This window comes from Exiguobacterium sp. UBA5002 (assembly GCF_002396765.1).
In the GTDB taxonomy this organism is placed as follows: domain Bacteria; phylum Bacillota; class Bacilli; order Exiguobacteriales; family Exiguobacteriaceae; genus Exiguobacterium_A.
The window spans coordinates 126,088-152,294 of record NZ_DGYQ01000023.1; the positions used below are offsets into that span (position 1 = coordinate 126,088).

General features: G+C 48.9%; 26 protein-coding genes. 16 read left to right on the forward strand and 10 right to left on the reverse strand.

The features are described 5' to 3' along the window. Positions 1-71 precede the first annotated feature (71 nt). The 3 genes from B4C70_RS06605 to B4C70_RS06615 all read left to right on the forward strand — a co-directional run bounded on the left by B4C70_RS06605 (position 72) and on the right by B4C70_RS06615 (position 2,283). Complete coding sequence (locus B4C70_RS06605; protein ID WP_290777743.1) at positions 72-905, forward strand: SDR family oxidoreductase; 834 nt, start codon at positions 72-74, stop codon at positions 903-905. A 383-nt stretch (positions 906-1,288) separates the two neighbouring features. Next, complete coding sequence (locus tag B4C70_RS06610; RefSeq protein WP_214852064.1) at positions 1,289-1,618, forward strand: potassium channel family protein; 330 nt, start codon at positions 1,289-1,291, stop codon at positions 1,616-1,618. Positions 1,619-1,632: 14 nt separating this feature from the next. Beyond that, positions 1,633-2,283 carry a hypothetical protein gene (locus B4C70_RS06615; RefSeq protein ID WP_290777748.1) on the forward strand — a complete coding sequence of 217 codons (651 nt, stop codon included), beginning with the start codon at positions 1,633-1,635 and terminating at the stop codon, positions 2,281-2,283. Between the two features lie 54 nt (positions 2,284-2,337). On the opposite strand, the gene mgtE is transcribed toward B4C70_RS06615, so the two are convergent. Then, positions 2,338-3,690, reverse strand: a complete 1,353-nt coding sequence (gene mgtE, locus B4C70_RS06620; protein ID WP_290777750.1) for a magnesium transporter — start codon at positions 3,688-3,690, stop codon at positions 2,338-2,340. A gap of 231 nt (positions 3,691-3,921) precedes the next feature. Here mgtE and B4C70_RS06625 point away from each other — a divergent pair, with 231 nt between their 5' ends. The 4 genes from B4C70_RS06625 (at position 3,922) to B4C70_RS06640 (ending at position 7,004) form a co-directional block, all read left to right on the forward strand. Then, complete coding sequence (locus B4C70_RS06625) at positions 3,922-4,659, forward strand: metal ABC transporter ATP-binding protein (RefSeq protein WP_290777753.1); 738 nt, start codon at positions 3,922-3,924, stop codon at positions 4,657-4,659. Continuing rightward, entirely contained in the window at positions 4,656-5,501 is an 846-nt protein-coding gene (locus tag B4C70_RS06630; protein WP_290777756.1) for a metal ABC transporter permease, read from the forward strand. Before B4C70_RS06625 ends, B4C70_RS06630 begins: the two co-directional genes overlap by 4 nt. Next, complete coding sequence (locus tag B4C70_RS06635; RefSeq protein ID WP_290777759.1) at positions 5,498-6,415, forward strand: metal ABC transporter substrate-binding protein; 918 nt, start codon at positions 5,498-5,500, stop codon at positions 6,413-6,415. Before B4C70_RS06630 ends, B4C70_RS06635 begins: the two co-directional genes overlap by 4 nt. Positions 6,416-6,491: 76 nt before the next feature. After that, a complete protein-coding gene (locus B4C70_RS06640; protein WP_290777761.1) occupies positions 6,492-7,004 on the forward strand; it encodes a PCYCGC motif-containing (lipo)protein in 513 nt (170 codons plus the stop codon). A gap of 71 nt (positions 7,005-7,075) precedes the next feature. Here the strand turns inward: B4C70_RS06640 and B4C70_RS06645 are convergent, their stop codons facing one another. After that, a complete protein-coding gene (locus tag B4C70_RS06645; protein ID WP_023469579.1) occupies positions 7,076-7,516 on the reverse strand; it encodes a hypothetical protein in 441 nt (146 codons plus the stop codon). Positions 7,517-7,705: 189 nt separating this feature from the next. On the opposite strand from B4C70_RS06645, the gene B4C70_RS06650 reads away from it, so the two are divergent. Both B4C70_RS06650 and B4C70_RS06655 read left to right on the forward strand, forming a co-directional pair. Further along, a complete protein-coding gene (locus B4C70_RS06650; RefSeq protein ID WP_290777799.1) occupies positions 7,706-8,719 on the forward strand; it encodes a zinc-binding alcohol dehydrogenase family protein in 1,014 nt (337 codons plus the stop codon). Positions 8,720-8,935: 216 nt separating this feature from the next. Then, complete coding sequence (locus tag B4C70_RS06655) at positions 8,936-11,368, forward strand: HAMP domain-containing sensor histidine kinase (protein WP_290777763.1); 2,433 nt, start codon at positions 8,936-8,938, stop codon at positions 11,366-11,368. Between the two features lie 61 nt (positions 11,369-11,429). Here B4C70_RS06655 and wrbA read toward each other — a convergent pair whose 3' ends face one another. Next, entirely contained in the window at positions 11,430-12,032 is a 603-nt protein-coding gene (wrbA, locus tag B4C70_RS06660; protein ID WP_035410786.1) for an NAD(P)H:quinone oxidoreductase, read from the reverse strand. Positions 12,033-12,330: 298 nt separating this feature from the next. On the opposite strand from wrbA, the gene B4C70_RS06665 reads away from it, so the two are divergent. Then, the gene (locus B4C70_RS06665; RefSeq protein WP_290777765.1) at positions 12,331-14,121 is read left to right on the forward strand and encodes an LTA synthase family protein; all 1,791 of its coding nucleotides are present in this window, start codon (positions 12,331-12,333) and stop codon (positions 14,119-14,121) included. 88 nt (positions 14,122-14,209) lie between these two features. Here the strand turns inward: B4C70_RS06665 and B4C70_RS06670 are convergent, their stop codons facing one another. From B4C70_RS06670 to groES, 4 genes are all read right to left on the reverse strand, one after another. After that, positions 14,210-15,154 carry a HEAT repeat domain-containing protein gene (locus tag B4C70_RS06670; protein ID WP_290777768.1) on the reverse strand — a complete coding sequence of 315 codons (945 nt, stop codon included), beginning with the start codon at positions 15,152-15,154 and terminating at the stop codon, positions 14,210-14,212. A gap of 36 nt (positions 15,155-15,190) precedes the next feature. After that, positions 15,191-15,811: a LysE/ArgO family amino acid transporter gene (locus B4C70_RS06675; protein WP_290777771.1), complete on the reverse strand. Its 621-nt coding sequence runs from the start codon at positions 15,809-15,811 to the stop codon at positions 15,191-15,193. A gap of 141 nt (positions 15,812-15,952) precedes the next feature. Continuing rightward, positions 15,953-17,593, reverse strand: a complete 1,641-nt coding sequence (gene groL / locus B4C70_RS06680; protein WP_023469586.1) for a chaperonin GroEL — start codon at positions 17,591-17,593, stop codon at positions 15,953-15,955. A gap of 32 nt (positions 17,594-17,625) precedes the next feature. Next, positions 17,626-17,910, reverse strand: coding sequence for a co-chaperone GroES (gene groES / locus B4C70_RS06685; RefSeq protein WP_023469587.1), 285 nt, complete (start codon positions 17,908-17,910; stop codon positions 17,626-17,628). Between the two features lie 221 nt (positions 17,911-18,131). On the opposite strand from groES, the gene B4C70_RS06690 reads away from it, so the two are divergent. Further along, a complete protein-coding gene (locus tag B4C70_RS06690; protein ID WP_290777775.1) occupies positions 18,132-18,824 on the forward strand; it encodes a CPBP family intramembrane glutamic endopeptidase in 693 nt (230 codons plus the stop codon). Positions 18,825-18,845: 21 nt separating this feature from the next. Further along, on the forward strand, positions 18,846-19,079 hold the full coding sequence (locus B4C70_RS06695) for a DUF4305 domain-containing protein (protein ID WP_023469589.1): 234 nt from the start codon (positions 18,846-18,848) through the stop codon (positions 19,077-19,079). Positions 19,080-19,120: 41 nt separating this feature from the next. Here B4C70_RS06695 and B4C70_RS06700 read toward each other — a convergent pair whose 3' ends face one another. The 3 genes from B4C70_RS06700 to B4C70_RS06710 form a co-directional block, all read right to left on the reverse strand. Further along, positions 19,121-19,417 (reverse strand): DUF2089 family protein, encoded by a 297-nt coding sequence (locus B4C70_RS06700; RefSeq protein ID WP_290777780.1) that lies wholly within the window; start codon positions 19,415-19,417, stop codon positions 19,121-19,123. A gap of 235 nt (positions 19,418-19,652) precedes the next feature. Further along, positions 19,653-20,948: a cation:dicarboxylate symporter family transporter gene (locus tag B4C70_RS06705; RefSeq protein WP_290777783.1), complete on the reverse strand. Its 1,296-nt coding sequence runs from the start codon at positions 20,946-20,948 to the stop codon at positions 19,653-19,655. A 179-nt stretch (positions 20,949-21,127) separates the two neighbouring features. After that, a complete protein-coding gene (locus tag B4C70_RS06710; RefSeq protein ID WP_023469593.1) occupies positions 21,128-22,186 on the reverse strand; it encodes an NAD(P)/FAD-dependent oxidoreductase in 1,059 nt (352 codons plus the stop codon). 184 nt (positions 22,187-22,370) lie between these two features. Between B4C70_RS06710 and B4C70_RS06715 the strand changes: the two genes are divergently transcribed. The 4 genes from B4C70_RS06715 to B4C70_RS06730 all read left to right on the forward strand — a co-directional run bounded on the left by B4C70_RS06715 (position 22,371) and on the right by B4C70_RS06730 (position 26,161). After that, positions 22,371-23,162 (forward strand): ABC transporter ATP-binding protein, encoded by a 792-nt coding sequence (locus tag B4C70_RS06715; RefSeq protein ID WP_023469594.1) that lies wholly within the window; start codon positions 22,371-22,373, stop codon positions 23,160-23,162. A 3-nt stretch (positions 23,163-23,165) separates the two neighbouring features. Continuing rightward, entirely contained in the window at positions 23,166-24,077 is a 912-nt protein-coding gene (locus B4C70_RS06720) for an iron-hydroxamate ABC transporter substrate-binding protein (protein ID WP_290777786.1), read from the forward strand. Positions 24,078-24,155: 78 nt separating this feature from the next. Continuing rightward, positions 24,156-25,157: a FecCD family ABC transporter permease gene (locus B4C70_RS06725; protein WP_071908836.1), complete on the forward strand. Its 1,002-nt coding sequence runs from the start codon at positions 24,156-24,158 to the stop codon at positions 25,155-25,157. Next, complete coding sequence (locus B4C70_RS06730; protein ID WP_023469597.1) at positions 25,154-26,161, forward strand: FecCD family ABC transporter permease; 1,008 nt, start codon at positions 25,154-25,156, stop codon at positions 26,159-26,161. Before B4C70_RS06725 ends, B4C70_RS06730 begins: the two co-directional genes overlap by 4 nt. The last annotated feature ends 46 nt before the right edge of the window (positions 26,162-26,207 follow it).

Sequence of the window (26,207 nt, forward strand, 5' to 3'; positions counted from 1 at the left end):
TAATGCAAATAGTTCAACGGTAATTCGGGTAAATAATAGAAGACAACTACTTTCAGAACGGAGGAATTGATATGCAAACGATGTTGATCACGGGTGCTTCTTCCGGTATCGGTCTTGCGACGGCGCGGCGATTCGCAGACGCCGGATGGTTCGTCTACGCTGGTGTCCGGAGTCCAGACGAAATGACCATGTCGTTACCAACGCTTACCTTCTTGCCGCTTGATGTCACGGATGAAACAAGCGTGAAAGCAGCCGTTCGTCAAATTGAACAGGAAGTCGATCATCTCGACGTCGTGTTCTGTAATGCCGGTCATGGTTTGCTGCGCGCACTCGGTCAAGCGACGAGTTATGAAATCAAGCAACTCTTCGAAACAAACGTCTTCGGTGTCATCCGAACGATCGAAGCTTGTCTCCCCTTACTCAAACAAGCACCGGACGGTAGTCACTTACTCGCGACTTCAAGCGTCAGTGGTCTCGTCGGTCAACCGATGAATGAACTGTATTGTGCCAGTAAGTTTGCGATCGAAGGGCTGTTCGAAAGTCTTGCGACCTACTATAAACCGTACTTCAATATCGACGTCACCCTGATTGAACCAGCCGCCGTCGAGACGAACTTTACTGCAACTGTGCTCGATCAAATTGAACGGACGGGTGGCTTACACGAAGACGACTTTAAGCCGATTATCACGGCTTATTTGCAGACGTACCGGACGCGACATGCCGATCGCCAATCGGCAGAAGCTCTGGCTGAGGTGATCTTCGAGGTCGTCCACCGTGACGAACGTCCGTTACGAATCCGGACGACGGAAGCCGATGAACATTTCGTCGCCCATAAGACGCATCATGATCCGTCAGGTCTCGAAGGGCTCGCCAAAATACGACGGCTGACATTAAATCTCGACTGATTTCCCTTTCTTTGAAATTTCAATCTGCCTAAGCAATCTTCGCCCACTATACTGAGACTATCTAACTAAAAATTATCTAGAAGGGCGGAACGCCATGCCATCCTTGTTTCTTTTTACGATCGTCTATCTGATTCCGACCTTCATCATGTTCTACATGTCGATTGATATATTTTTACGCAATCCATCACATCCGCAACACTAACTGCTCAGCTTATTCACGTTCGCTTACTTATGGGATGTTCTTCCTCCATTCAAGAAAAATGCCTCTTCGCTTGAACTTACAGGTTGATCAGGTGATAGATGGTGTCAAACATGCCGGAAAGAATGATTATCTTATTCATGATACGATGGACTCGACGCACCGATCTTAAAGGAGAGATTCGATGATATCTGTACTGACGATTTTTTCACGCCTATTCAAGGGATTGCGCCGCGCCTTTCACTTGTCTTACTTCCGCGGACTACTGATCCTTTGTTTGTTGACAATCGTCTCTGGGACGATCTTCTATAGTACGGAAGAAAACCTTTCGGTCATCGATGCGCTTTACTTTTGCATCACGACACTGAGTACGGTCGGGCATCCGACATTCATCCCGACGACGACGCTCGGTAAGGTCTTCACGATGGCGTATATCACGATCGGCTGCGGGTTGTTCTTGACGTTAATTGCTACCTTGTCATACGTTTTGATTAAACAACCGGAAGAGGATTAAGGGGGGGATCAAGCATGCGTCAATCTGCCATCCAAAACAATTTCGATTGGTGTCGCCTTGTTTGTGAACAAGTCGGATGCCAGGTGACAGAAACCGAATCGACCTGGCTCGCTAAAGGAAGCGTTCCAAGTTATTATCCGGAACTGATGGTTCGCCTTCCTCATCAGCGAATTAATGCAACCGACGTGTACAGCATCAAGGACTGTACGGCGAGCTATGATTTCTCAAGCGCTAGTCTCAGTCACCTGTTCACAGCGGAATGGATGACCCGTCCCGCCATACTCGATCGTCGCGCTCTTCCCGTCGATTGGTCTGTCGTCACGGATGCCACGCAGTTTACTCGCTTCCAAGCAATCCAAGCAACACCGGAGTTGCCCACAACGTTATGGCAGCATCCCGCTGTCCGCTTCTTCTATTCAGAGGCGCAACAAGCAAGTTGCATCGCCTACTCGAATCAAGTGACGACCGGACTGACGTACGTCAACTCCGATTACCTCGACGAACGCTTATGGGATGATATCGCACGTTTGAGTTCAGCACATTTTCCCGGTCAATCGCTCGTCGGTTACGAGTATGGTGATCACCTGATCACGGCGCTTGAAGCCGGCTTTGACGATGTTGGTCCACTCGCGATCTGGATTCGGACGACGAATGATCACACATGAAAAAACCGAACCGATTCCCTTCCTCTTGACGAAGGTGAATCAGTTCGGTTTTTTTTACATCAAGCGGCTAATGAATGCCGTGGCGATCCCGAAGTAGACGAGGAGCGACAAGATATCGTTCAACGTCGTGATCAATGGTCCAGATGCGATTGCTGGGTCAATCTTTAGACGATGCAAGATGAGCGGAATGATCGTTCCAGCAAGTGTCCCAAAAATCAACGTAATGACGAGCGAGCTGCCGACGACAAGACCCAAGACGGCACTCCCTTGCCAGACGTAGGCGATGACGGCAATCAAGATGCCACAAATGACACCAATGATTAAACCAACCCAGAGTTCCCGCAAGATTAATCGAGTCGCGACCCGCTTATCGACTTCACGCGTGATCAATCCGCGGACGACGACCGCGAGCGATTGGGTACCGGTATTTCCGGTCATCCCAGCAATCATTGGCATGAAGAAGGCAAGCGCGACGACTTTTGAGAGCGTCTCTTCGAACTGGCTGATGATTGATCCGGAGACGAGCCCGATGAACAGTAGCAAGACGAGCCACGGTAAGCGACGGGTCGCAGCAATCCACGGCTTCGTCTCGAAATCGATTGATTTACCGGATGCTGAGAGTTTCTCGATATCTTCATTCGCTTCTTCCCGTAAGACATCGAGTGCATCATCGACCGTGATCAGTCCGACGAGAATATCGCCTTCGACGACCGGTAGCGAAACGAGATCGTAGCGTTCGAACAATTGCGCGACCTCTTCCTGATCAGTCTCTGCTGCGACTCGAATCACCTTCGTCTCCATGACATCACTGATTCGTTCCGTATTTTCAGCTAAGATGACGTCCCGGTATGAGATGACACCGACGAGTTCACTGAGTTGATTGACGACGTACACGTAATTGATCGTCTCCGAGTATTCGATGTAGTCACGCATCTTCTCGACCGTCTCACCGACCGTGAAATCCTCTACGACCCAGATGAACCGGTTCGTCATCAAACGCCCTGCTGTCTCCGGTGGATACGTCAAGAGATTGCGGACGATCAGTGCCTCATCTGTCCGCATGCTACCAAGCAAACGGTCAGTTTCTTCTGGTCCCAGTTCCTCCAGTAAATCCGCGACATCATCGTTTTCCATTAAATCGAGGACATGCCCGGCGCGCTCGACGTCTAAACGACGCAAGACGGCAAGACGTTGCTCTCCTTCGAGCTCCTCAAGCACATCTGCCAATCGTTCGTGATCGAGATAATCGAGGAGTCGTGCCTGATCGTCTTCTCCTAATTCTTCATATACTTGCGCGATGTCATACGGATAGACTTCTTCGATGACTTGCTGTGCTTGCTCTCGCTTTTCCTTCGCGAGCGCATCGAGCAATAGCCACTTCCATTGTTGTTCTGCTGTCTGACGCAATCTCCTCACCCCCATACGATTCTGCCTTTTCATCTTAGCACGAGTTGATTCGCGATCGATATCGAAAAACAGTTGACAACTGTTTCTCACGGCTTTAAAGTTTTCCTTAAGGAAACATTATTAGTAGACCGAATCTTTCTCTAGTAATGAATCATCAAAAATTTTTAATCTACTTTTTGCCCTAAGGAAACTTTCCTTCTCTATACCATAAAACCAAAGGAGTGAGCATTCATGTACGCCCTTGATGTTAAACGTCTCACGGTCTCCTATTTTGATACCCATGCACTCGCCGATGTATCCGTCCGTCTTCCGGTCGCTTCGCTGATTGGTATCATCGGACCGAATGGTGCCGGTAAATCCACTTTCTTAAAAGCCATCCTCGGTCTGATCCCGGCTCGGATCGAGCAGTTACGCGTGCTCGACCAATCACTCGAAGACGTCCGGTCACGCGTCGCTTACGTCCCGCAACGAAGTGCAATTGATTGGGACTTCCCGGTTCGTGTGCAGGATGTCGTGTTGATGGGCTGTTATCCGAAGCTCGGCTTATTCAAACGACCATCGAAGACCCAAAAAGCGTTCGCGATGGAATGCCTCGAGCGCGTCGGTATGTCCGATCATGCCGAACGCCAAATCGGTGAGCTGTCAGGTGGACAGCAACAACGGGTCTTTCTGGCGCGTGCCCTTGCCCAAGAAGCAGAGCTACTATTGCTGGACGAGCCGTTCGTCGGCATCGATGTTGTGAGTGAGCAGATGATCATCGAACTCTTACGGACACTCCGAGCCGAAGAGCGGACGATCGTCGTCGTCCACCATGATTTGCATAAAGCAGAGGACTACTTCGACACATTGATGCTGTTGAACAAACAACTGATTGCTGTCGGTCCGCCGTCTGATATCTTGACACCGGAATGGCTCGAACCAGCATATGGCTTACCCCTATTCGAACGACGCAAGGAGGGACGAGGATGACGTTCATCGAGGCATTACTTCAGTATGAGTTCTTACAAAAAGCGATGATCACCGCCGTCATGGTCGGCATCATCTGTGGTGTGATCGGTTGTTTCATCATCCTTCGCGGAATGTCATTGATGGGGGACGCAATCTCGCACGCCGTTTTACCTGGTGTTGCGATTTCCTACCTACTCGGGATCAACTTCTTGGTCGGCGCCGTTGTCACAGGACTCGTGACCGCACTCGGAATCGGCTTCGTTAGCCAGAACAGTCGCATCAAGAACGATACGGCAATCGGAATCATGTTCACATCCGCCTTCGCCCTCGGGATCATCTTGATCTCGTTCTTGCGTAGCAGTAGCGATCTCTATCACATTCTGTTCGGCAACGTCCTCGCGGTCCGTCCGAGCGACATGTGGATGACCGTCATCATCGGATTGATCGTCCTCGGTGGAATCTTCTTGTTCTACAAAGAGTTGCTGATCAGCTCGTTTGATCCGACGATGGCGCAAGCCTATGGACTATCGACGCGTTGGATTCATTACGGACTGATGACGTTACTGACACTCGTCACCGTCGCTTCACTTCAGACCGTCGGCATCATCCTCGTCGTCGCGATGCTGATCACACCAGCAGCGACCGCGTATTTACTGACGAACCGTCTCTCAAGGATGCTGTTCCTAGCGGCAGGATTCGGTACGCTGTCCTCCATCGTCGGACTGTATTTCAGCTTCACCTATAATCTATCTTCCGGTGCGTCGATCGTCCTCGTCGCGACGACGTTGTTCGCACTCGTCTTCGTCTTCTCACCACGTCACGGTCTGATGAGTCACCGGAAACGAAAGGAGTCTACTGTATGAAAGTAAAACTTTTTCTGTTCGTCCTCCTCAGCACGGTCTTACTTGCTGCTTGTTCGACACCAGCAGAAGATAATGGAAAGCTGAAGGTCGTCGCGACGTATTCAATTCTCGCTGACCTCGCACGTGAGGTCGGCGGTGAACATGTCGATGTCCACAGCATGGTCAAGATCGGGGCAAACCCGCACGAGTATGATCCACTTCCAGCAGACGTACAAGCGATGGCAGATGCTGACGTCGTCTTCTACAACGGGTTGAACCTGGAAGCCGGCGGTGCGTGGTTCGATAAACTACGGGCAACGACTGGCAAAGACTCGTCTGACTCGCCCGTCTATCGTTTAAGCAAAGGCGTCGAACCGAAATACCTGACGACGAAAGGCAAGGAATCGGAGACCGATCCGCACGCGTGGCTCGACGTAAGCAATGGGATCCGCTACGTCGAAAACGTCAAGCAGGCATTAATCAAGGAAGATCCAAAGCACAAAGCCGACTACGAAAAAAATGCCGATGCTTATATCGAAAAACTGCAGACGCTTGATCAGGAAGCGAAACAGCAGTTTGCCGCTATTCCGAAAGCAGAACGTCATCTCGTAACGAGCGAAGGAGCCTTCAAATACTTCGGAACCGCCTATGACGTCAAAGCGGATTATATTTGGGAGATCAACTCAGATGATCAAGGAACTCCGGCACAAGTCCGCCGGATCGTTGATACGATCAAGGAGCAAGATATCCCTGTCCTATTCGTCGAAACAAGCGTCGATCGACGGAGCATGGAAACCGTCTCAAGGGAGACTGGCGTTCCGATCGGTGGCACACTCTTCACCGATTCGCTTGGCGCACCTGGAAAAGACGGTGATACGTATTACAGCATGATGCAAACAAACATCGAGACGATCACGGAAGCACTCGCCAAGTAAGCGTCAACAAATTGTCATGCTTTCATCGTTTTGCTTTCCTTATAATGAAGGCAAGACGATGAAAGAGAGGCACATTATGCAAACACGACTATATCGTTACGCCTTTCCCCTCAGTATCAGCCTGTTGCTCGCTGCATGCGGAACAGCTGATCAAACGGGTGCTCCAAAAACAGAACAGACGAATCACGGAGATCATGCTGACCATGCCAGCCACGGTGTTGGTGATCAACTCGAGAAGACCGTGGGACCAGACACGTTACCCGCTTTTCTGAACGAACAGGATGAGTCGATCCAGACGATTTACCGCTCCGTCGCTAAACATCCTGATCTCTTGAAGAAGATGCCTTGTTATTGCGGTTGCGGCGAATCTGCTGGTCATACAAGCAACTATGACTGCTTCATCGAAGAGCAGACTGCTACTTCCACGACCTGGACGACACACGGCATTACGTGCGGCACGTGTCTCGATATCGCAGCACAGTCGATTGTCGCTTATCAAAAAGGTAGCTCCGTCAAGGAAATCCGGACTGCCATTGATCAAGCTTATAAGAAGACCGGTGTCACACCGACGCCAACTCCGGCACTCTAAAAAACAGTCCGCCCTCCTCGCGATGAACGTCAGGAAAGGCGGACTGCTTTTTCATGTTCCGTTTTTCTGTCTCATGTGGAGCGCTCTTGACTTCTAGCTCGCAAGACAAGCGGTCGACCCGACAACAGCTCATCCAGTTGATAGTACGTATGCGCCCGAATCGGTCGATCCGTTCGTGGCAGATGACGGAGCTCGTATGCCACTTCGAGTAAGTAAAATTTGTATTCCTCCCCTTCATCAAAACCGAAGCTCGCGCGACGTTCTTCGATATATGCAAGGACACGCTCCTGTTGCGAGAACGAGAGCCGCTGGACTTGTGGGGCGAGTGCCTCGTGCGGAGAGAGCACGATTTCCCGCTCCGTGCGATACAGTCGATGCATGACACCACCACTTTGACGTAAGGCAATCAAACGCGCGGGTCGATACGGACGGGGGTGCGGATGCGCATGGACGAGGTAACGTTCAATCGTGACTTGAGTCGGTCCTGCCGGTAGAGAGATGACGTCATACATACAAAATCGCTCCTTCTCAAAAGTTGATAGCTACTCTCATATGCTACCATATCTATCCAGCATTCTTCCGTTGACGACAGAAGGGAAATCCGTTTTCAAAGTTTCGCAACTGGTTTTAAGACGAAGCGAGCGTGGAACAGATGGAGAGAAGCGATTCCTATCTGGAAAGGATGATTGTAGATGTCGAACATGTCCGCTGTCGGTTTCCACCGACACTTACCACTAACGGAACACGAAAGTCTGATTGATTTGGAACTACCACGCCCGGAAGCAACGGGACACGATCTCTTAGTTGAGATTAAAGCCGTCTCCGTCAACCCGGTCGATACGAAAGTCCGTGCTCACGGGAAAGATGAAGACGCGCCGAAGGTCATCGGTTACGATGCAGCCGGAGTCGTCGTTGAAGTCGGCGATGATGCCTCCCTCTTCCAAGTCGGTGATGAAGTCTATTACGCCGGTGCGATTCAGCGCCCAGGGTCAAACAGTGACTTCCAAATCGTCGATGAACGGATCGTCGCCAAAAAGCCGGAACGGTTGACCTTTAGCGAAGCCGCTGCTCTCCCGTTGACGACGCTGACAGCTTACGAAGCATTGACCGATCGTCTCGGATTGACGTTTGATGCTAAGTCGAATCTCGAGAAGACGATTCTCATCATCGGAGCCGCTGGTGGTGTTGGTTCAATCGCGACGCAACTCGCAAATCACGCTGGACTAACGGTCATCGGAACGGCGTCGCGTGACGAGACGATTGATTGGGCGAAGGAACACGGTGCACATCATACGATCAATCACCACGAGGCATTCCGTCCTCAGCTTGAAGCCCTTGGTTATCAGTACGTTGACTATATCTTCTGCCTCAATGCGACGGACCAACATTTTGAGGCAATGGTCGATGTAGTTGCACCGCAAGGAAAAATCTGTAGCATCGTCGAGACGGATCAAAAACTCGATTTGAGTGCGCTCCAACAAAAGAGTGCGACGTTCGTCTGGGAGTTCATGTTCACCCGTCCGCTGTTTGCGACAGAGGACATGATCCGTCAACATGAGATTCTGACACAAGTCGCAGCATGGATCGAAGAGCATACACTTGAGACGACGGTGACACAGACATTGATCGGCATGAACGCCGACAATCTAAAAAAAGCACACCGTCTCGTCGAGAGCGGAAAAACGATTGGGAAGATCGTCGTTGAACATCATTAATAGGCATCGAAGCAGGATGGGAGTAAGATCCCGTTCTGCTTTTTTTGTCGTTCTTTGTTTTCTTTGTGAACCTGAATCTCTTACTTTGAAGATATTTTAAGCATTATGACTATATTTATTCGTCTAAAAAATGTACGATTACGGTAACAAATATTCCAACGTAATACATCTAATCGACGCTTAATTTACATACACAAAGGAGCATCCATAATCCATATGCGAAAATGGTTCAATCAAAAGATCAGCCGACAGATCATGTCGTCGTTTTATCTCATTCTTATTACACTATCGATCTCTTCCCTGGCTGCTTATTTTTATACGAACCATCAAGTCACGGATGCGAAACAAGAGCTCGATGCGATCAGCTTACGTGAAGATCGAGCGACGAAACTTTGGGACGATTGGCAGTCCCTTCAATACGAGATGCGGGGCTATATCGTCTTCGGTGATGACGCCGTTCTTGACGTGATCGATGAAAAAAAAGCATCGCTTGAACAACAGACCGCTTGGTTTGAGAAAAATCGTCTCTACAAAGCGGATCAAATCTATGCGTCTGATATTCGGTCGCTCTATAACTCTTATACGAACTTCGTCATGCCAAGCCTGATTAAATATGTCCAAGCGAAGCAGTCAGGCACGATTGACGAACGTTTCTTGCAGATGCCAAGTCTGAAGGCGATGATGCCAGAAGTACCACGGGACCCGAATCGGAAATTCAAGATGAATGCCTCAAACAGTGAGACGATGCGTAAAAGTATCAACACGATGGAGAGTACGTTCACGAACTACCGGAGTAGTCTCCGTGCGAAAGAACTTGGTGCAAAGGAACAACTCGTCACCCAAGCGAAGTATGCCGAGTGGATTTGGCTCGTCAATCTGATCGTGTTGTTCCTCGTCATCTTGCTGATCGTCCGCCCGTTCATCGAACGGACGACGCGACAGATCCATCTTCTTAGCAAGGAGAGTAAACTTCTTGCAAGCGGTGAGCATACGTTACCGTTGATTCCACTCAACCGTGCTGACGAGATTGGTGAATTGAGTAAATCGTTCCATCAGATGGCGACAGCTTTGATTGAAAACAAACACCAATTGATGTCAACGAACGTCAATCTCGAAGATGCCTTAAAACTGACGCAACGGAACGAGTCCCACTTGCGTCTACGGAATCAATTGACGGAGACACTGGCGTCGCGCGATAGCATCAGCGCTTATCCTTCTGTCATCCAAAAGATGGTTGAGATCACGCAGTCTAATCAAGGCGCACTGATCTTTAAAGAAGGAACAAAAGTCATCGATATCGTCTTTTATCCACAGACACCGCTCACAGTCGAGGATTGGATGCCAACGATTGAGCCGTTATTGCGTGAGTCGCGACAAGATCGACGACCGCATACACAGTTCGAGGACGAAGTCGCACGCGCTGTCACACCGGTTCTTGATCCAAGTCAAAATGAAATCATCGCCTATATCTTCTTGTCCCGCGATCAGGATCGGTTTGATCGTTACGAGCAGGAAGAATTAGCCGCCTTCGCGCGCCAACTGGCATTGTCACTCTTGCGAATGCGGACGTTCGACGAGATTGAACGCGAACGGGAAAAAACGGCGCGACTATTGAACTCAATCCGTGAATCGATCGTCTATATCGAACCTGAAGGCGATATTCAATTGATCAACCGACCGTTGCTTGACCTGTTCGATCACCCAGTTGATGAAAGTCTCGATGAGAACGGACTGATGAACATCACTCCGTCCATCGTTCAACTCAAGCATCGCGTCGACCAACTACCGGAATTCGAACGTTACTTGAAAAAGACGTTCGTTCAGCGTGAAATCGGTGAAGGAATCACCTTCTCGATCGATCACGAGCGACGCTTCATCAAGACGTATTCCGAGAGCATTCATTATGGTGGACAATTCCGCGGGATTCTACTCGTCTTACGTGACGTGACGAATGAAGTCGAGATTGACCGGATCAAAAACGAACTCGTCTCGACGATCTCGCACGAACTGCGGACACCACTCTCGTCGATCTATGGCTTTACTGAGCTGATGATTCAGCGTGACCTGCCACCGAAGCGACAGAAGAAGTATCTCGAAGCTGTCCATTCGGAAACAGAACGCCTCTCGCTGTTGATCAATGACTTCCTCGACCTGCAACGGATGGAAGCGAACCGCCAGGAATACGAGATGGCACCGTTCGATATCGTCGCGATGATTCGTGATTTGAAACAGTTGCATAGCCTGTCGTCTTCTTCCCACGCGATTGAAATATTCCGAAACGTCGAACCGCTGATCGTCGAAGGGGATGCGAAGAAGATTCGTCAATTGTTCAGTAACCTGATCAACAATGCGATCAAATACTCACCAGCTGGTGGAACGATCGATATCCAACTGACGAGACACGCGTCACGTGTCACCGTCGCGATTCAAGATGAGGGCATCGGAATTCCAGCTTCCGCGATGAGTAACCTGTTTCAAAAATTCTATCGTGTCGACAACTCGGATACTCGTCAAATCGGCGGTACTGGTCTTGGGCTCTCGATCTGTCGCGAAATTGCGCGTGGACATGATGGAGAAATCCATGTCGAGTCGATCGAAGGACAAGGCTCGACGTTCACAGTCGAACTTCCGTTGACACAACATACATGATGCATACGAAAAAGCGCCAGAATGCGAATCAGCATTTCGGCGCTTTTTGAATTAGGTAATGTTATGAGTTAAGACGGCTTGCCACTTCAACCGTCCGTTTCGCTTGATGGCGCACGGCTGGTTCGACGGATTCAACCATGTTACCGTCTTGGTCGACAGTGACCGATGTACCATATGGATTTCCGCCCGCTGCGAACAAGACAGGATCCGAATAACCTGGTGCCGCAACGATTGCACCCCAGTGGAACATCGTCGTATAAACTGCGAGAACAGTCGCTTCCTGACCGCCATGCGGATTCTGTGCCGACGACATCGCACTGACGACTTTATTGACGAGTTTGCCTTGTGCCCACAGTCCGCCTGTCGTGTCGAGGAACTGTTGGAATTGTCCTGGAACATGACCGTAACGTGTCGGGACGCTAAAGATAATCGCATCTGCCCAGTCGAGCAGATCCGGTGTCGCTTCTTCGATATCACGTGTGGCTTCCGCATGCTTTTGCCACAATGGGTTCGAAGCGATCGCTTCTGCTGGGGCTGTCTCCTTGATTTTCGCAAGACGGACTTCCGCCCCTGCTGCTTCTCCCGCTTCTTTTGCCCATGAGGCAAGTTGATGGTTCGTTCCGGTTGCGCTGTAATAGATGACCGCTAGTTTCACGTTTGACATGACTTCGCTCCTTTTTTAAAAGACAGTGACGGACGATGGACGTACACGCTTTCTATTCCCGCTTTCCGCGCAAATTAACGTCAATTGTTTGAATTCAAGAGGAAATTCAAACCAATTCCTCGATTAATTCATGAAACGAGCGAACATGACTTCCTGTCTTGGTAATAGTTCTATTTTTGCCTGATTCAGAAACAATCGCCATTTCACCTTCAGATTGTATACTTCCCACATCTATGCGTTCCTCGATTTGCCGTTTAGGGTAAAGACCGATTGACGACACACGTAAGGAGTACTGACCATGGCGATTCGCTATACCCTTTATCTGTTACTTGGCATGCTAAAGTTCATGCTATTTAGTTATTTTACAAAAACCGATCTTTCGCTCCATTTAACACTCATGAACCTGGCCGGGATGCTGATCCTGTCGAGCTGGACGTTACTGATTCCGTGGAATAAACGCCGCTGGGTCTGGCTCGGTCTACTGCTGGCACACAGTTTTCTGCTGGCTTCCGACATGTGGTACTACCGTTACTTCGAGGACTTCCTCTCCGTCTCGCTCCTCTCACAGATGACGCAGATGAGTGACGTCAGTAGCGGCTTCACTGCCTTGATCGTACCGCAAGACTTCCTCTTGTTCGCTGATAGTTTGATTTTCATGGTACTGCTCTTTGTCTTCCGCAAACGACCGGAGGTAACGACAGCGCAAACACGACGCCGGACAGCTGGACTCCTTGCAGTCAGTGGCATTATTTTGTCTGCCTCGCTGCTGACGTACCGGACGCTAACGGAAGATCGTCAACCGACGGCAACAATCTCCGATATGCGTGACTACTACCTGTTCGGCTTTTGGGGTTATCACGGGTGGGACGCTTTCAAAGGCGTGACCGGGCGACCGAGCGACGGATTGACGGCTCAGGAGCAACAGCGCATCAACCAAAAGGAGCAGACGAATCCAACCGGTGCGAAAAAGACACCGAACATCATTTCAGTGCAACTCGAGTCGTTCCAGGCTTCTGTCATCGACCAGACCATTAATGGCGAAGAAGTAACGCCGAACCTGAATCAGTTGAAAAAGGAATCGCTCTACTTCTCGTCGTTTTACCACCAGACACATGAAGGACGAACTTCGGACGCTGAGTTCATCACGAACACATCGCTTTACCCGTTGAAATCAGGTTCCGTTTATACGCAATATCCGACGAATGAATTTGAGCCGCTACCTGCGTTACTTGAGAAGAACGGATACGATACGGCAGCAATGCACGCTTACGAAAAAGGTTTCTGGAATCGTGACGATGTTTACAAGAACATCGGTTTTAAGCACTTCTTCAGCCAAAATGATTATTCAAAAGAAAAAAAGATCGGCATAGCGCTGAACGATCAGCAGTTCTTCCTCGAATCGATTGATCACATGGAGACGCTGCAAGAACCGTTCTTCTCGTTTTTAGTCGCGTTGACGAGTCATACACCGTATGAAATCGACAAGGAAGATCAGACGCTTGATCTGTCCGGATATGAGGATCCAATGTTGAAACGGTATTACCAGACCGTCCATTACGTCGACACCGGTGTCGGAAAGATGATTGATGAGTTGAAACAACGGGATCTTTGGGATCAGTCGCTCGTCATCTTTTATGGCGATCACGATAGTGGACTCGTCAATGAAGGCAGTGAGATGCGCAAAAAGGCAGATGTATCGTCTCCCGTTGCTGCCTTTGAACTCGAGCGCCGCATCCCGCTCTTCATCAAAAAACCCGACCAGCAAACCGGTCGGGTCATGAAAGAGAATGGCGGACAGATCGATATCGCACCAACGATCATTGATTTGTTGAATCTCAAAACGTCCTATATGATGGGTCAATCCCTCGTCGATGATCAACCGAATCTGACGGGCTTCCATGATGGTTCGTTCCGCTACAAGGACTATTACTATGAAGCGGATTTGACGAAAGCATCTGGCGAAGGTATCTGCTATGATGTATCGACTGAGAAAAAGGTCGAGATGAAGTACTGCCGAAATCAAGTGAAGGATGTGAGTGAGCAGTTAAAGCTGTCGGATAAGATTATTGAGGAGAATGAGCTGAACTAATCACATCGTGTCTCACTTTCATAATGAATAAGTCTGACTGTTCACTTCTAATGAATGGTCAGGCTTTTTTTGTTTATCGTTAGCCACATCAAGAATAAGTAAAATGATCTTCGAACCATCGCCATTCTTCGTCAAACAAAAGTTCTTTTTTTGTTTGAATGATCCAATGAAATAGTTTAGGAATCGCCTGAGAGGAATGCTGGTATCGATATAAAAATCGAAGAGCGATTATGACTTCATCTGTCTGTATCTGTCGCTTTCGCTTTCGCTTCAATAATATTTGTAAACGTTTGATTACCAGTTCAATCGCTACTTCATCACCATGTCGCTCGATTGCGACTAATGCATATTCCTTAACATTGCCGGATCTATCTTCTAATCCGTTCACAAAAATCGGGAGATGTGCTTTATCACCAAGGTTACTTAGTGCAGCTAAAGCCGAATGTCTCACATCTCCTCGAGAATGATCCAATAAAGGAGTCAAATAAGGAACGGCTCGCTCTGTTCCAATCGTGGCTAAAACAAAATTAGCACTCATGATATCAAAAGAGTTATTTGATGTCGTAATCAAACGAATTAATGCATCCTCTGCTATCTCATCTCGACAGACTCGCAATGCTTGAATCGCAGCCTCTCGAACAGACGACCGAGAATCGTCTATGTATTTTACAATTCGTTCTGTATTATGAATGCATCGTTGTTTTGCTATTTCTTCTAAGATACTTTCAAGAAGACTCAGCTTTGTTTCTTGCTCCAGTTTCTCAAGCAATAACATCCCTGCACGAACATCTCCCGAATTCTCACCAATCGTTCCAATCATAAAATAAAGATGTTGTTTTTGTTCTGCTTGTTTCACTTTGTCGAGTAACGTGTTCAATCTCGGAAGCATATTCGCGTCCCTAAAATGACGAACTTTTTCATAAGCGGTGTCTGATGGTGAGCCTTCGTTCGTATAGCACTTCGATTCTTCCTGATAGAAGTACTTTTCCTCAGACATCTGCTCAACTAAATATAAAACCTCATCGTCCTTCATATTTTGCAGTTGCTCCTTAGTCCTTTAAAGATCTTTTTAACTTTTTTCTAAAGCAAACTGAATCAATTGATACGATAGCCAGAACATTAAGCATCCTATTCCAAAATCTAATACTTTCCACGCTTTTGGTTGTTTAAAAACAGGAATGAGCCATCTCGATCCATATCCTAATCCAAAAAACCAAACAAATGAGGCAATCAAAGCTCCGATCAAGAAATTGACTTTTTGATCAAATGTCAAAGTTCCAGCTATACCACCGATGATGACAACCGTATCTAAGTAGACATGTGGATTTAAAAGTGTAATCGCTAATGTGAGTAAGATCGTTTTATGAATAGGCATGATTTTAAAATCTGTTGAAACACCCATTGTATGTGATGACGAAAATGCACTACGAAAAGATTTAAATCCATACAAGAGAAGAAATAGTCCTCCGACAATCGCAAGACCAACATTTGCAAACGTATTATTCTTAATGACGGTACCAACTCCCAGTACGCCCGCACACATCAATAACACATCGCATAAAAAACATACTAGCGCCACCCAGAAAATATTGTTTTTAAGTAAACCTTGTTTAAGGACGAACGCATTTTGAGCGCCGATTGCGACGATGAGTGTACCCGATGTTACTATACCTTTTAAAATTTCATTCACTTGACGTCTCCTCTTTCATTATCTGTATTTCTAAACTGATGAGTGGTGCTTATGTAATTCTTTCAACTATTAAGTATACTATCGCAAACAAAAAGTACCGAACCCTATTTACTAGGATTCGGTACTTTTAGATGAAATGTCTTACATCATTCCGCCCATTCCACCCATGCCGCCCATATCAGGCATTGCAGGAGCAGATCCGGCTGGTTCTGGTTTATCGGCGATGACGGCTTCTGTTGTTAAGAACATCGCTGAAACCGACGCTGCGTTTTGAAGTGCTGAACGCGTTACTTTCGCTGGGTCGACGATTCCTGTCTCGATCATGTCGACATACTCATCTGTTGCCGCATTGTAGCCCATTCCTGGCGCTTCATGCTTGAGACGTTCGACGATGACTGAACCTTCTTGACCCGCGTTTTCCGCGATTTGACGAAGTGGTGCTTCGAGTGCGCGAAGAACGATGTTGACACCTGTTGCTTCGTCGCCTGTTGAGACCGACAGAATCGATTCGACGGCTTTCGTGACGTGAATGAGGGCTGTTCCCCCTCCTGCTACGATTCCTTCTTCGACCGCTGCGCGTGTCGCGTTGAGTGCATCTTCAATCCGGAGCTTGCGTTCTTTCAGTTCCGTCTCGGTTGCTGCCCCGACTTTGACGACGGCTACGCCGCCTGCGAGTTTCGCCAGACGCTCTTGTAATTTCTCACGATCGAAGTCGCTTGTCGTTTCTTCGATTTGCGCACGGATCGTACCGACACGTGCTTCAATCGAATCCCCGTGTCCGTGACCTTCGACGATTGTCGTGTTGTCTTTTGAGACGACGACTTTCGACGCGCGACCGAGTTGCGTGATTTGTGTTTCTTTCAGATCAAGACCGAGGTCTTCTGTGATCAATTCTGCACCTGTGACGATCGAGATGTCCTCAAGCATCGCTTTCCGGCGGTCACCAAAGCCTGGTGCTTTAACTGCTACCGCGTTGAACGTACCACGAAGTTTGTTGACGACGAGTGTCGCGAGTGCTTCGCCTTCGACGTCTTCTGCGATGATGAGAAGTGGTTTGTTTTGTTGGACGACTTGCTCGAGGACTGGAAGAATCTCTTGGATGTTTGAGATCTTTTTGTCCGTGACGAGGATGTACGGGTTCTCAAGGACCGCTTCCATCTTGTCTGAATCCGTGATCATATATGGTGACGCGTAACCACGATCGAACTGCATCCCTTCAACGACATCGAGTTCTGTCGTGAAGCCGCGTGATTCTTCGATCGTGATGACACCATCTTGACCGACACGTTCCATCGCTTCTGCGATCAATTGACCGACTTCTTCGTCCGCTGCTGAGATCGCTGCGACTTGGGCGATTGCTTCTTTACCTTCGATTGGTTTTGCGATCGTATGCAACTCTTCGACAGCGCGACGAACCGCTTTTTCGATTCCTTTACGGATGACCATCGGGTTTGCGCCCGCTGTGACGTTTTTGAGACCTTCCCGAATCATCGCTTGTGCGAGGACTGTCGCTGTTGTCGTACCATCCCCTGCGATCTCATTCGTTTTTGAGGCAACTTCTGCGACGAGTTTTGCACCCATGTTCTCGAAGTGATCTTCGAGTTCGATTTCTTTCGCGATCGTCACACCATCATTCGTGATGAGTGGTGAACCGAACTTCCGCTCGAGAACGACGTTACGTCCTTTTGGTCCGATCGTGACTTTGACTGCGTCCGCTAATGCATCGACCCCGCGGAGCATTGCCCGACGTGCTTCTTCACTGAATAAAATGTCTTTTGCCATGACTGAAATCCCCCTTTAGATGATTAACTGAATTACTCGGCTACTGCCAAAATATCGCTTTCGCGTAAAATTAAGTATTCATTGCCGTCGACTTTGACTTCCGAACCGGCATATTGTGCATAGATGACGTGATCTCCGACACTCACTTCAAGTGGTACACGTACGCCTTGTTCTGTCACACGGCCTGTACCGACAGCGACGACTTTACCCTCTTGTGGTTTTTCTTTCGCTGACCCAGGAAGAACGATTCCTCCGAGTGTTGTTTCTTCTTTTTTAACGACTTCGATCACGATGCGATCACCAAGTGGTTTTAACATGCGAAACATCCTCCTTGAAAATGACTGTTTTTTTAGCACTCACTTTCGTTGAGTGCTAACATATTTTTATCTTATACGCTTTCTCTTCTGAATTCAAGCCTGAACCTTTATCCGTTTTCCCGAAATCGACACCTTTGAATCATCGTCAATCGTGCGCCAAGACCGTTTGTTTGTTACAATCGGGACAGTACCTTCATTACAAAGGAGTTGTGTCCTGTACGATGAAAAATCCAATCAGTCTGCCTTTCGTGATGGCGGAGAAGTGGCAAAAGCGTCACGTCATCCCGATCATCATCTATCTGATCGTCCAATTGGTTCCGGGTTCGTTCCAGTATTTCCTTCCGAAAAACGTCATTGCTGACGTCGCCGGTTGGTGGCTTGCGATCGGCTTCACGGTCGCCGTCATCGTCTCTTACTACTGCCTGCGTCCCGATTGGCAGAAGTGGAAGGCAGAGGGACGTCAAACCGATCCGATGGATACGTTGAAATGGATCGGAATCGGGATCGTTCTCTTGTATGCGCTCTTGATCGGTGTCAACTTGATCGATGCCTGGATGGCAGGCGGGATCGAGAATGTCGCGAAATCGCAAAATACGGATCAGATCATCCAAGCAATCCAAGTCATCCCACTCCTGCAAGTCATGGTCGTCTTGCTCGGACCGATCATGGAAGAGTTCTTGTTCCGGCATATCCTGTTCGGCAATCTCTCCTCGAAGCTCGGTTTCTTCTTCAGCTTCATCTTGACGGGTGCCTTGTTCGGACTGATCCACCAAGACAACAAATTTTTAATCTATGTCGCGATGAGTTTCGTCTTCTCGCTCGTCTTCGTCAAGACGCGCCGGATCATTGCTCCGATCGCCATCCATGTCTTTAACAACGGAATCGTCGTACTCGCCATCTACGCGATGTCTTAATTTACGAAAGGTCGTGTTTTCATGCGTCAAAGCTCGAACTTCATGGCAGTGTTCTATGCCATATTCGGTATTCTCTTCATGTTCCTCGCCTACAACAACTCGGTCGAAGCAGGAACTGTCTTTAACTTCTGGACGATCCTGCTGACGTTGTTTGCCGCAATCGACTTCTACCGTCTCTACTTGATCTTCCGCTTCCGCGCAGCAGCAAAGAAGATGATCAAGAAGGAACAGGACAAAAAGAACGACAAGCAATAAAAAAACGAGATTTCCGTCAGACGGGAATCTCGTTTTTTGGTTTATTCTTTCGCTTGACCCTTGCGGTAGGAATCGATGATCGTCTTCGCCACATCGAGACTCAACCGTTCATCTAAGACCAAGTTCTTGATCATGTTGACGAATTCGACATCTTCCTGCTGCATCGAATCAATCCGCTCGATCAACTGGTTCAACTTCGCCCGGACGGTCGGGTAGGATACTTGATAGGCAGTTGCCATATCCTTCAACGAACCAGAGCTCAAGACGAACTTCCGGATGAACTCGAGATGTTCCTGTTCGAGTGCCAGTACCCAAGCGGGCACGTCTTGTCGTTCCATCGTATTCCCTCACCTCTCTCTAATAAATACTAAATCTCGACCACGGTGTATGTACTGTTTCTTGATAGCCATAAATCCCGAGTCCAATGGTGGGACTCTAAGCTCTTTCAAATCTTGCTAAGTAAAATTGTACGATACAGACTGCAACAATACCAATGACGAGTAACTACCTAATCCATTTTCGCAAACGAAAAAGAAGGACTGACGATTCAGTCCTTCCCCATACTTACGACAATCACGCACTGCGGATGTCGTCTTTTTTACCTTCTGTCGACATGAATGTCTCGAGTTGGTCTTCGTCCAGGACACCTTCCCACTTCGCGATGACGAGTGAAGCGAGCGTGTTTCCTGTGACGTTGACGACCGAGCGCATCATATCCATGATCCGGTCAATCCCCGCGATGAAGGCAAGTCCTTCTGCCGGGATACCGACCGTACCGAGTGTCGCGAGCAAAACAACGAAGGAGACGCCAGGAACGGCAGCCATTCCTTTTGATGTCAGCATCAAGACGAAGACAAGTGTCAGTTGTGTTCCGATCGAGAGATCAATACCGTACATCTGTGCGATGAACAAGGCAGCGAGCGCTTGATAGAGCGCTGATCCATCGAGGTTAAACGAATAACCCGTCGGTACGACGAAGCTAACGATTGATTTCGGAACGCCCATCCGTTCGAGTTTTTCCATGACGCGCGGCAGTACCGTCTCGGACGATGCCGTCGAATACGTCAAGAGCAATTCATCCTTGAAGACGCGGACGAAGTCTGAGACCCGAACACCAACCCATTTCATGATGCCGCCGAAGACGATGACCATGAAGAGAAGCGCTGTGACGTATAATGTCGCAATTAGTTTAAACAATGAACCGAGCGACTCAATCCCGAACGTCGAGACCGTGACACCGATCAGGGCGAAGACACCGATTGGCGCGAACTTCATGACGATGTTGACGAGATTGAACATCGCCGCTGCGACACCTTCGAAGAAACGAACGACCGGTTGGCCTTTCTCTCCTGCGAAACCAACACCGAGTCCGAATAAGACCGAGAAGAAAATGATGGCAAGCATGTCACCGCGGACCATCGCGTCCAAGATGTTCGTCGGGACGATGTTGACGATCTTGTCGACGAGCCCTGCGTCTTTTGTCGTCTCTTCCGTTTCAACATATGTCGAGATGTCCGTTTTATCAAGTGTCGACATATTAATACCAGCACCCGGTTCAATCAGATTGGCTGCGAATAGCCCCGTGAAGATTGCGATCATCGTCACGATCGTGAAGTAACCGAGTGTCTTGACGCCAAGACGTCCGAGACTTTTCGGACTACCGACTGATGAGACACCGAGAACGATTGTCGTGAAGACGATCGGAACGACGATCATTTTCATCATCCGGATAAAGATGTCACCGATTGGCTTAAGCCACTCCGCGACATGGGGATTCCCATAAAATACACCACCGACTGTGATCCCGAGAATCAAGCCGATTAAAATTTGCCAGGCAAGGCCAATTGGCTTACGTTTCGTAGTTGTCATACCCTTCCTCCTTATACATCCGTCTTACTTGTATCCTACATGTAGTGGAACATAAGTAGAATTTTGTCCTAAATACAGTACGTTGTCAAATCGTTCTGTTATAGTACAAAAATGAAATTCATACAAAAAAACGTCCAAAATCCGCTTGTTTCCAAGCATTTTGGACGTTTAAACATTATTCAAGATTGTTGATTAACGCGTTCCTCAATCAACGCCCGATTGCGTTTTTTGAAGACTTCGTTGTGTGACGAGACCATCGCCACTTTTGGCGCTTCCGGCTCGATGAAGCGTTTCGCCCGGTTGACAGCGTTCGCCGCATCTTGGAAGGCACCTGAGATCAAGTGGACCTTCCCGTCGTGCGAAAGAATATCTCCGGCAGCATATAGACCCGGTACACTCGATTCGCTCGCCGCGTTACCCGCGATATAGAAGTCATCGACCCGTGCGATATCGAGATCACACGCGTCAAGCAGTGCCGCATCCTGCTCGTAGCCGTGATTGATGATGACTTCATCAATTGGAATCTCAACGATTTCCTCTGTTTGACAGTCGATCAATTCGACCGATGCGATCCGTTGATGATCAGGACTTGCGATCAGCTTGTGAATCGTCGTATTAAGGAGACAGACAGCAGAACTTTTAACGAGCTGATCGACTTGCGCCTCGTGCCCCGAGAAACAATCCCGGCGATACGTGACGTAGACTTTTTTCGCGACCGGTTCGAGCTCATTCGCCCAGTCGATCGCCGAGTTCCCACCACCTGAGACGATGACGGTCTTTCCTTTAAAGCGTTCAATCGATTTGACCGTATAGTTCAAGTTCGACACTTCAAAGCGTTCCGCACCTTCGACTTTTAATTTTTGTGGATTGAGGATGCCGCCGCCTACCGCGACGATGACTGTCTTCGAATAATGGATCCGACCCGATTCTGCTTCTAAGACGAAGTTGCCGAAGACGTCTTTTGCGATCGAGATGATCTTTTCATTCAATTGAACAGTCGGTTGGAACGTCAGTCCTTGTTCGACGAGTTGAGCCATGAGTTTTTCACCAGTGATCGGTGGCTGTCCGCCGACGTCCCAGATCATCTTTTCCGGATAAACGTGCAATTTTCCTCCGAGTTCTGCTTGATACTCGATCAATTTCGTCTTCATGCCCCGAAGACCACTATAGAACGTCGAATATAACCCTGCAGGTCCTCCGCCGATGATCGTTACGTCGAACAACTCCTGTTCCCTCATCTCACTCACTCCTCGTCTTTGATTACGATTGATTATCATTCTCACTCCCTCATGATAACGTGAACATCTCTTGAACACAAGAAAAAATGTTGACAGCGTTTTTACAGGACTGGTATGGTTAATGAGACGATAGTGATAATCATTATCATTGAAAATGGAAAGAACAACGAAGGAGTCGTCGCGTATGGTACGTCTAGCAACAGAAGAAATCAATATCGGCTACGGTGATCGTCCCATCGTCAAAGACTTGTCCGTCCAAATTCCCGATCGACAAATCACGACGATCATTGGGGCGAACGGATGTGGCAAATCGACTTTATTGAAAGCGATGACACGAATCATTCCTCATCAATCAGGACGTGCATTGCTCGATGGTCTTGATATCGCCAAGGAAAGCACGAAGCTACTTGCCCGGAAAATGGCTATTCTGCCACAAACTCCAGAGAGCGCAAGTGGTCTGACGGTCGCAGAGCTCGTCTCATACGGTCGTTTCCCGTACCAAAAAGGATTCGGACGCTTGACGAAACACGATTACGAGATCATCGATTGGGCACTCGAAGCAACGGATACGATGGCATTCAAACACCGTCCGGTCGATGCGCTGTCGGGTGGTCAACGTCAACGGGTCTGGATTGCGATGGCACTCGCCCAAGAGACGGATATCATCTTCCTCGATGAACCGACGACTTATCTTGATCTCGCCCACCAACTCGAGGTGCTTGAACTGCTCGAGCATCTCAACCGGACCGAAGGACGGACGATCGTCATGGTCCTGCATGATTTGAATCAAGCGGCACGGTTCGCTGACTATATCATCGCCATGAAAAACGGTGAAGTCGTCAAAGCCGGAACGTGTGAGGAAGTCATCGCAAAAGACGTCTTACAAGAAGTATTCCATATCGATGCTGAAATCGGACGCGATCCGCGGACGAACAAGCCGATGTGTATCACCTACAACTTAATCAAGGGAGATTGAATCATGAAGAAACTACTTTTACCGGTTCTACTCATTCTCACGCTCGTCATCGCAGCGTGTGGCAATACGGAGAAAAAAGACGACGCAGCGTCTGGGTCGAAAAACGAAACGATCACGTACAAATCGGAGAATGGTGACATTAAAGTTCCAGCTCATCCAAAACGTGTCGTCGTCCTCGCTGGGTTCGCTGGTAACGTCATGGCACTAGACGTTCCTGTCGTTGGTGTCGATTCGTGGTCAAAAGCGAATCCGAAGTTCGATAAACTAAAAGATGTCACGGAAGTTTCGGAAGAGAACGTTGAAAAAATCATCGAACTCGATCCTGACTTGATCATCGGCTACTCGACAACGAAAAACCTCGACAAAATCAAAAAAATCGCTCCGACGGTCACGTACACATACGGAAAAGTCGACTACTTGACGCAACACATCGAAATCGGTAAATTGCTCAACAAAGAGCAAGAAGCACGCGACTGGGTCAAAGACTTCAAAACACGTGCTGCTGCTGCCGGTAAAGACATCAAAGCAAAAATCGGTGAAGATGCTACTGTGTCTGTCATCGAAAGCTTCGATAAACAACTCTACGTATTCGGCGATAACTGGGGTCGTGGAACAGAGATTCTCTATCAGGAAATGAAATTGAAAATGCCGGATAAAGTCACGAAGATGGCATTAAAAGACGGATACTACGCATTGTCACCAGAAGTCCTTCCTGAATACGCAGGCGACTACCTCGTCTTCAGTAAGAGTGCGGAAGCGGACAACTCATTCACGAAAACGGATACGTTCAAGAACATTCCAGCCGTCAAAAACGATCGTGTCTTCGAAGTCGATTCGAAGGAGTTCTATTTCAACGATCCGCTCACACTCGAACGTCAACTCGAGTTCTTCAAGAAAAGTTTCCTTGGCGCATAATGAATAAGGGAGGGAACCTGCGGGATTCCTCCCTTTTTTTGTGGCTCACTCACTGAATCAGAAATGGAGGCGACATTCATGTCAGCTGGTCGAATTCCGTTCGGCATTAAAATCACACTCGGTCTCGTCCTCTTTTTCGGGATGTTCTGGATCGCGATGACGTTCGGTGCCGCCGATACGACGATGCGCGAAGTCTGGAACGCTTTGACGTTCGGACCGTTGAATGAAAAAGCAAAAATCGTTCAGGAAATCCGCTTGCCAAGGGAACTGGCAGCAATCCTCGTCGGAGCGGCACTCGGTGTCTCAGGTGCCATCATGCAAGCCATGACACGTAATCCCCTCGCCGATCCTGGTCTGCTCGGTCTGACGGCAGGAGCGAATGCGGCACTGGCGCTCGTCATCGTCCTGTTCCCGAAAATTGACTACTTCGGGATCATGATCGCGTGTTTCGTCGGAGCAGCACTCGGGGCAGCACTTGTCTTTGGAATTGGGGCTTCGAAAAAAGGCGGCTTCTCACCGCTCCGGATCGTCCTTGCCGGTTCCGCGATCTCAGCGTTTCTATACGCGATTGCAGAAGGAATCGGGATCTACTTCAAGATTGCCCAAGATGTCTCACAATGGACGTCCGGGGGACTCGTCGGGTCGACATGGGGACAACTACAAGTCATCGCGCCGGTCATCGCGATCGGCATCGTGATTGCGTTCATTTTCTCGCGGCAATTGACGATCCTCAGTCTTTCGGAAGAAGTCGCGCTCGGACTCGGACAGAACATCCAGCGGATCAAGGCGGTGCTTTACGTCGTTGTCATTTTGCTTGCTGGTGCTGCCGTAGCCCTCGTCGGGAACATGGCATTCATCGGGCTGATGATTCCGCATATCGTCCGCGCGATCGTCGGGACGGACTATCGGTTCATCCTGCCGATGACCGCGATCTTTGGCGCAACGTTCATGTTGCTTGCCGATACGATCGGACGGACGCTGTACGCACCCTATGAGACGCCGGTCATCGCAATCGTCTCGATGCTCGGGCTACCATTCTTCCTCTTAATCGTTCGGAAAGGAGGGCGTGCTTTCTCATGATGGAATCTCGTTTACGCCGTCGCCAGCAACTGACGTTTTGGACGTTACTGGCACTATTGATCGCAACACTCGTCGTCAGCATCGGTCTTGGACCTGCTTCCCTTTCGTATGATCGTTTACTACCGACGTTACTTGGAAACGGTTCGTTCAAAGAGGAGTTCGTCCTCTATTCGCTCCGCTTACCCCGACTGCTCATCACCGTCATGGCGGGAATGGCACTTGCCTTATCAGGTGCAATCTTACAAGGCATCACACGCAACGAACTCGCTGATCCCGGTATCATCGGCATCAACACGGGAGCTGGCGTCGCCGTCGCCTTGTTCTTCCTGTACTTCCCGACCGATGTCGGGTCATTCATCTATCTGTTACCGATCGCTGCCTTCTTCGGTGCACTCGTCACCGCGACAGCGATCTACCTGTTCTCGTACGACCGTGTACAAGGACTCCAACCGATCCGCTTGATTTTGACCGGTGTCGGCTTCTCGATGGCACTGTCTGGAATCATGGTCATCCTGATTTCATCGACGCGTCGTGAAAAGGTCGACTTCATCGCGAAGTGGCTCGCCGGTAACATCTGGGGAACAGACTGGATCTTCGTTTACTCGCTCTTGCCGTGGTTACTCGTCTTGATTCCGCTGACGTTCTATAAGGCGAATAAGCTCAATCTACTTGCCTTGAATGAACCGGTCGCAATCGGTGTTGGCGTCGCGATTGAAAAAGAACGGATCCAACTCTTGTTGACAGCCGTCGCGCTTGCCGCTGCTGCCGTCTCTGTCACAGGTGGGATTTCCTTCATCGGTCTGATGGCGCCACATATCGCCCGCGCGCTCGTTGGACCACGACATCAGTTCTTCCTACCGATTGCCCTCTTACTCGGCGGCTGGTTGCTTGCGTTCGCTGATACGATCGGACGCAACATCGCAGGACCAGACGGTGTACCGGCTGGGATCGTCGTCGCCTTGATTGGAGCACCGTACTTCATCTATCTACTGTTGAAGAAATAATCAAAAATCCGCATCAATCAGCGTCTTTTGAACTGCTCCCTGTCAA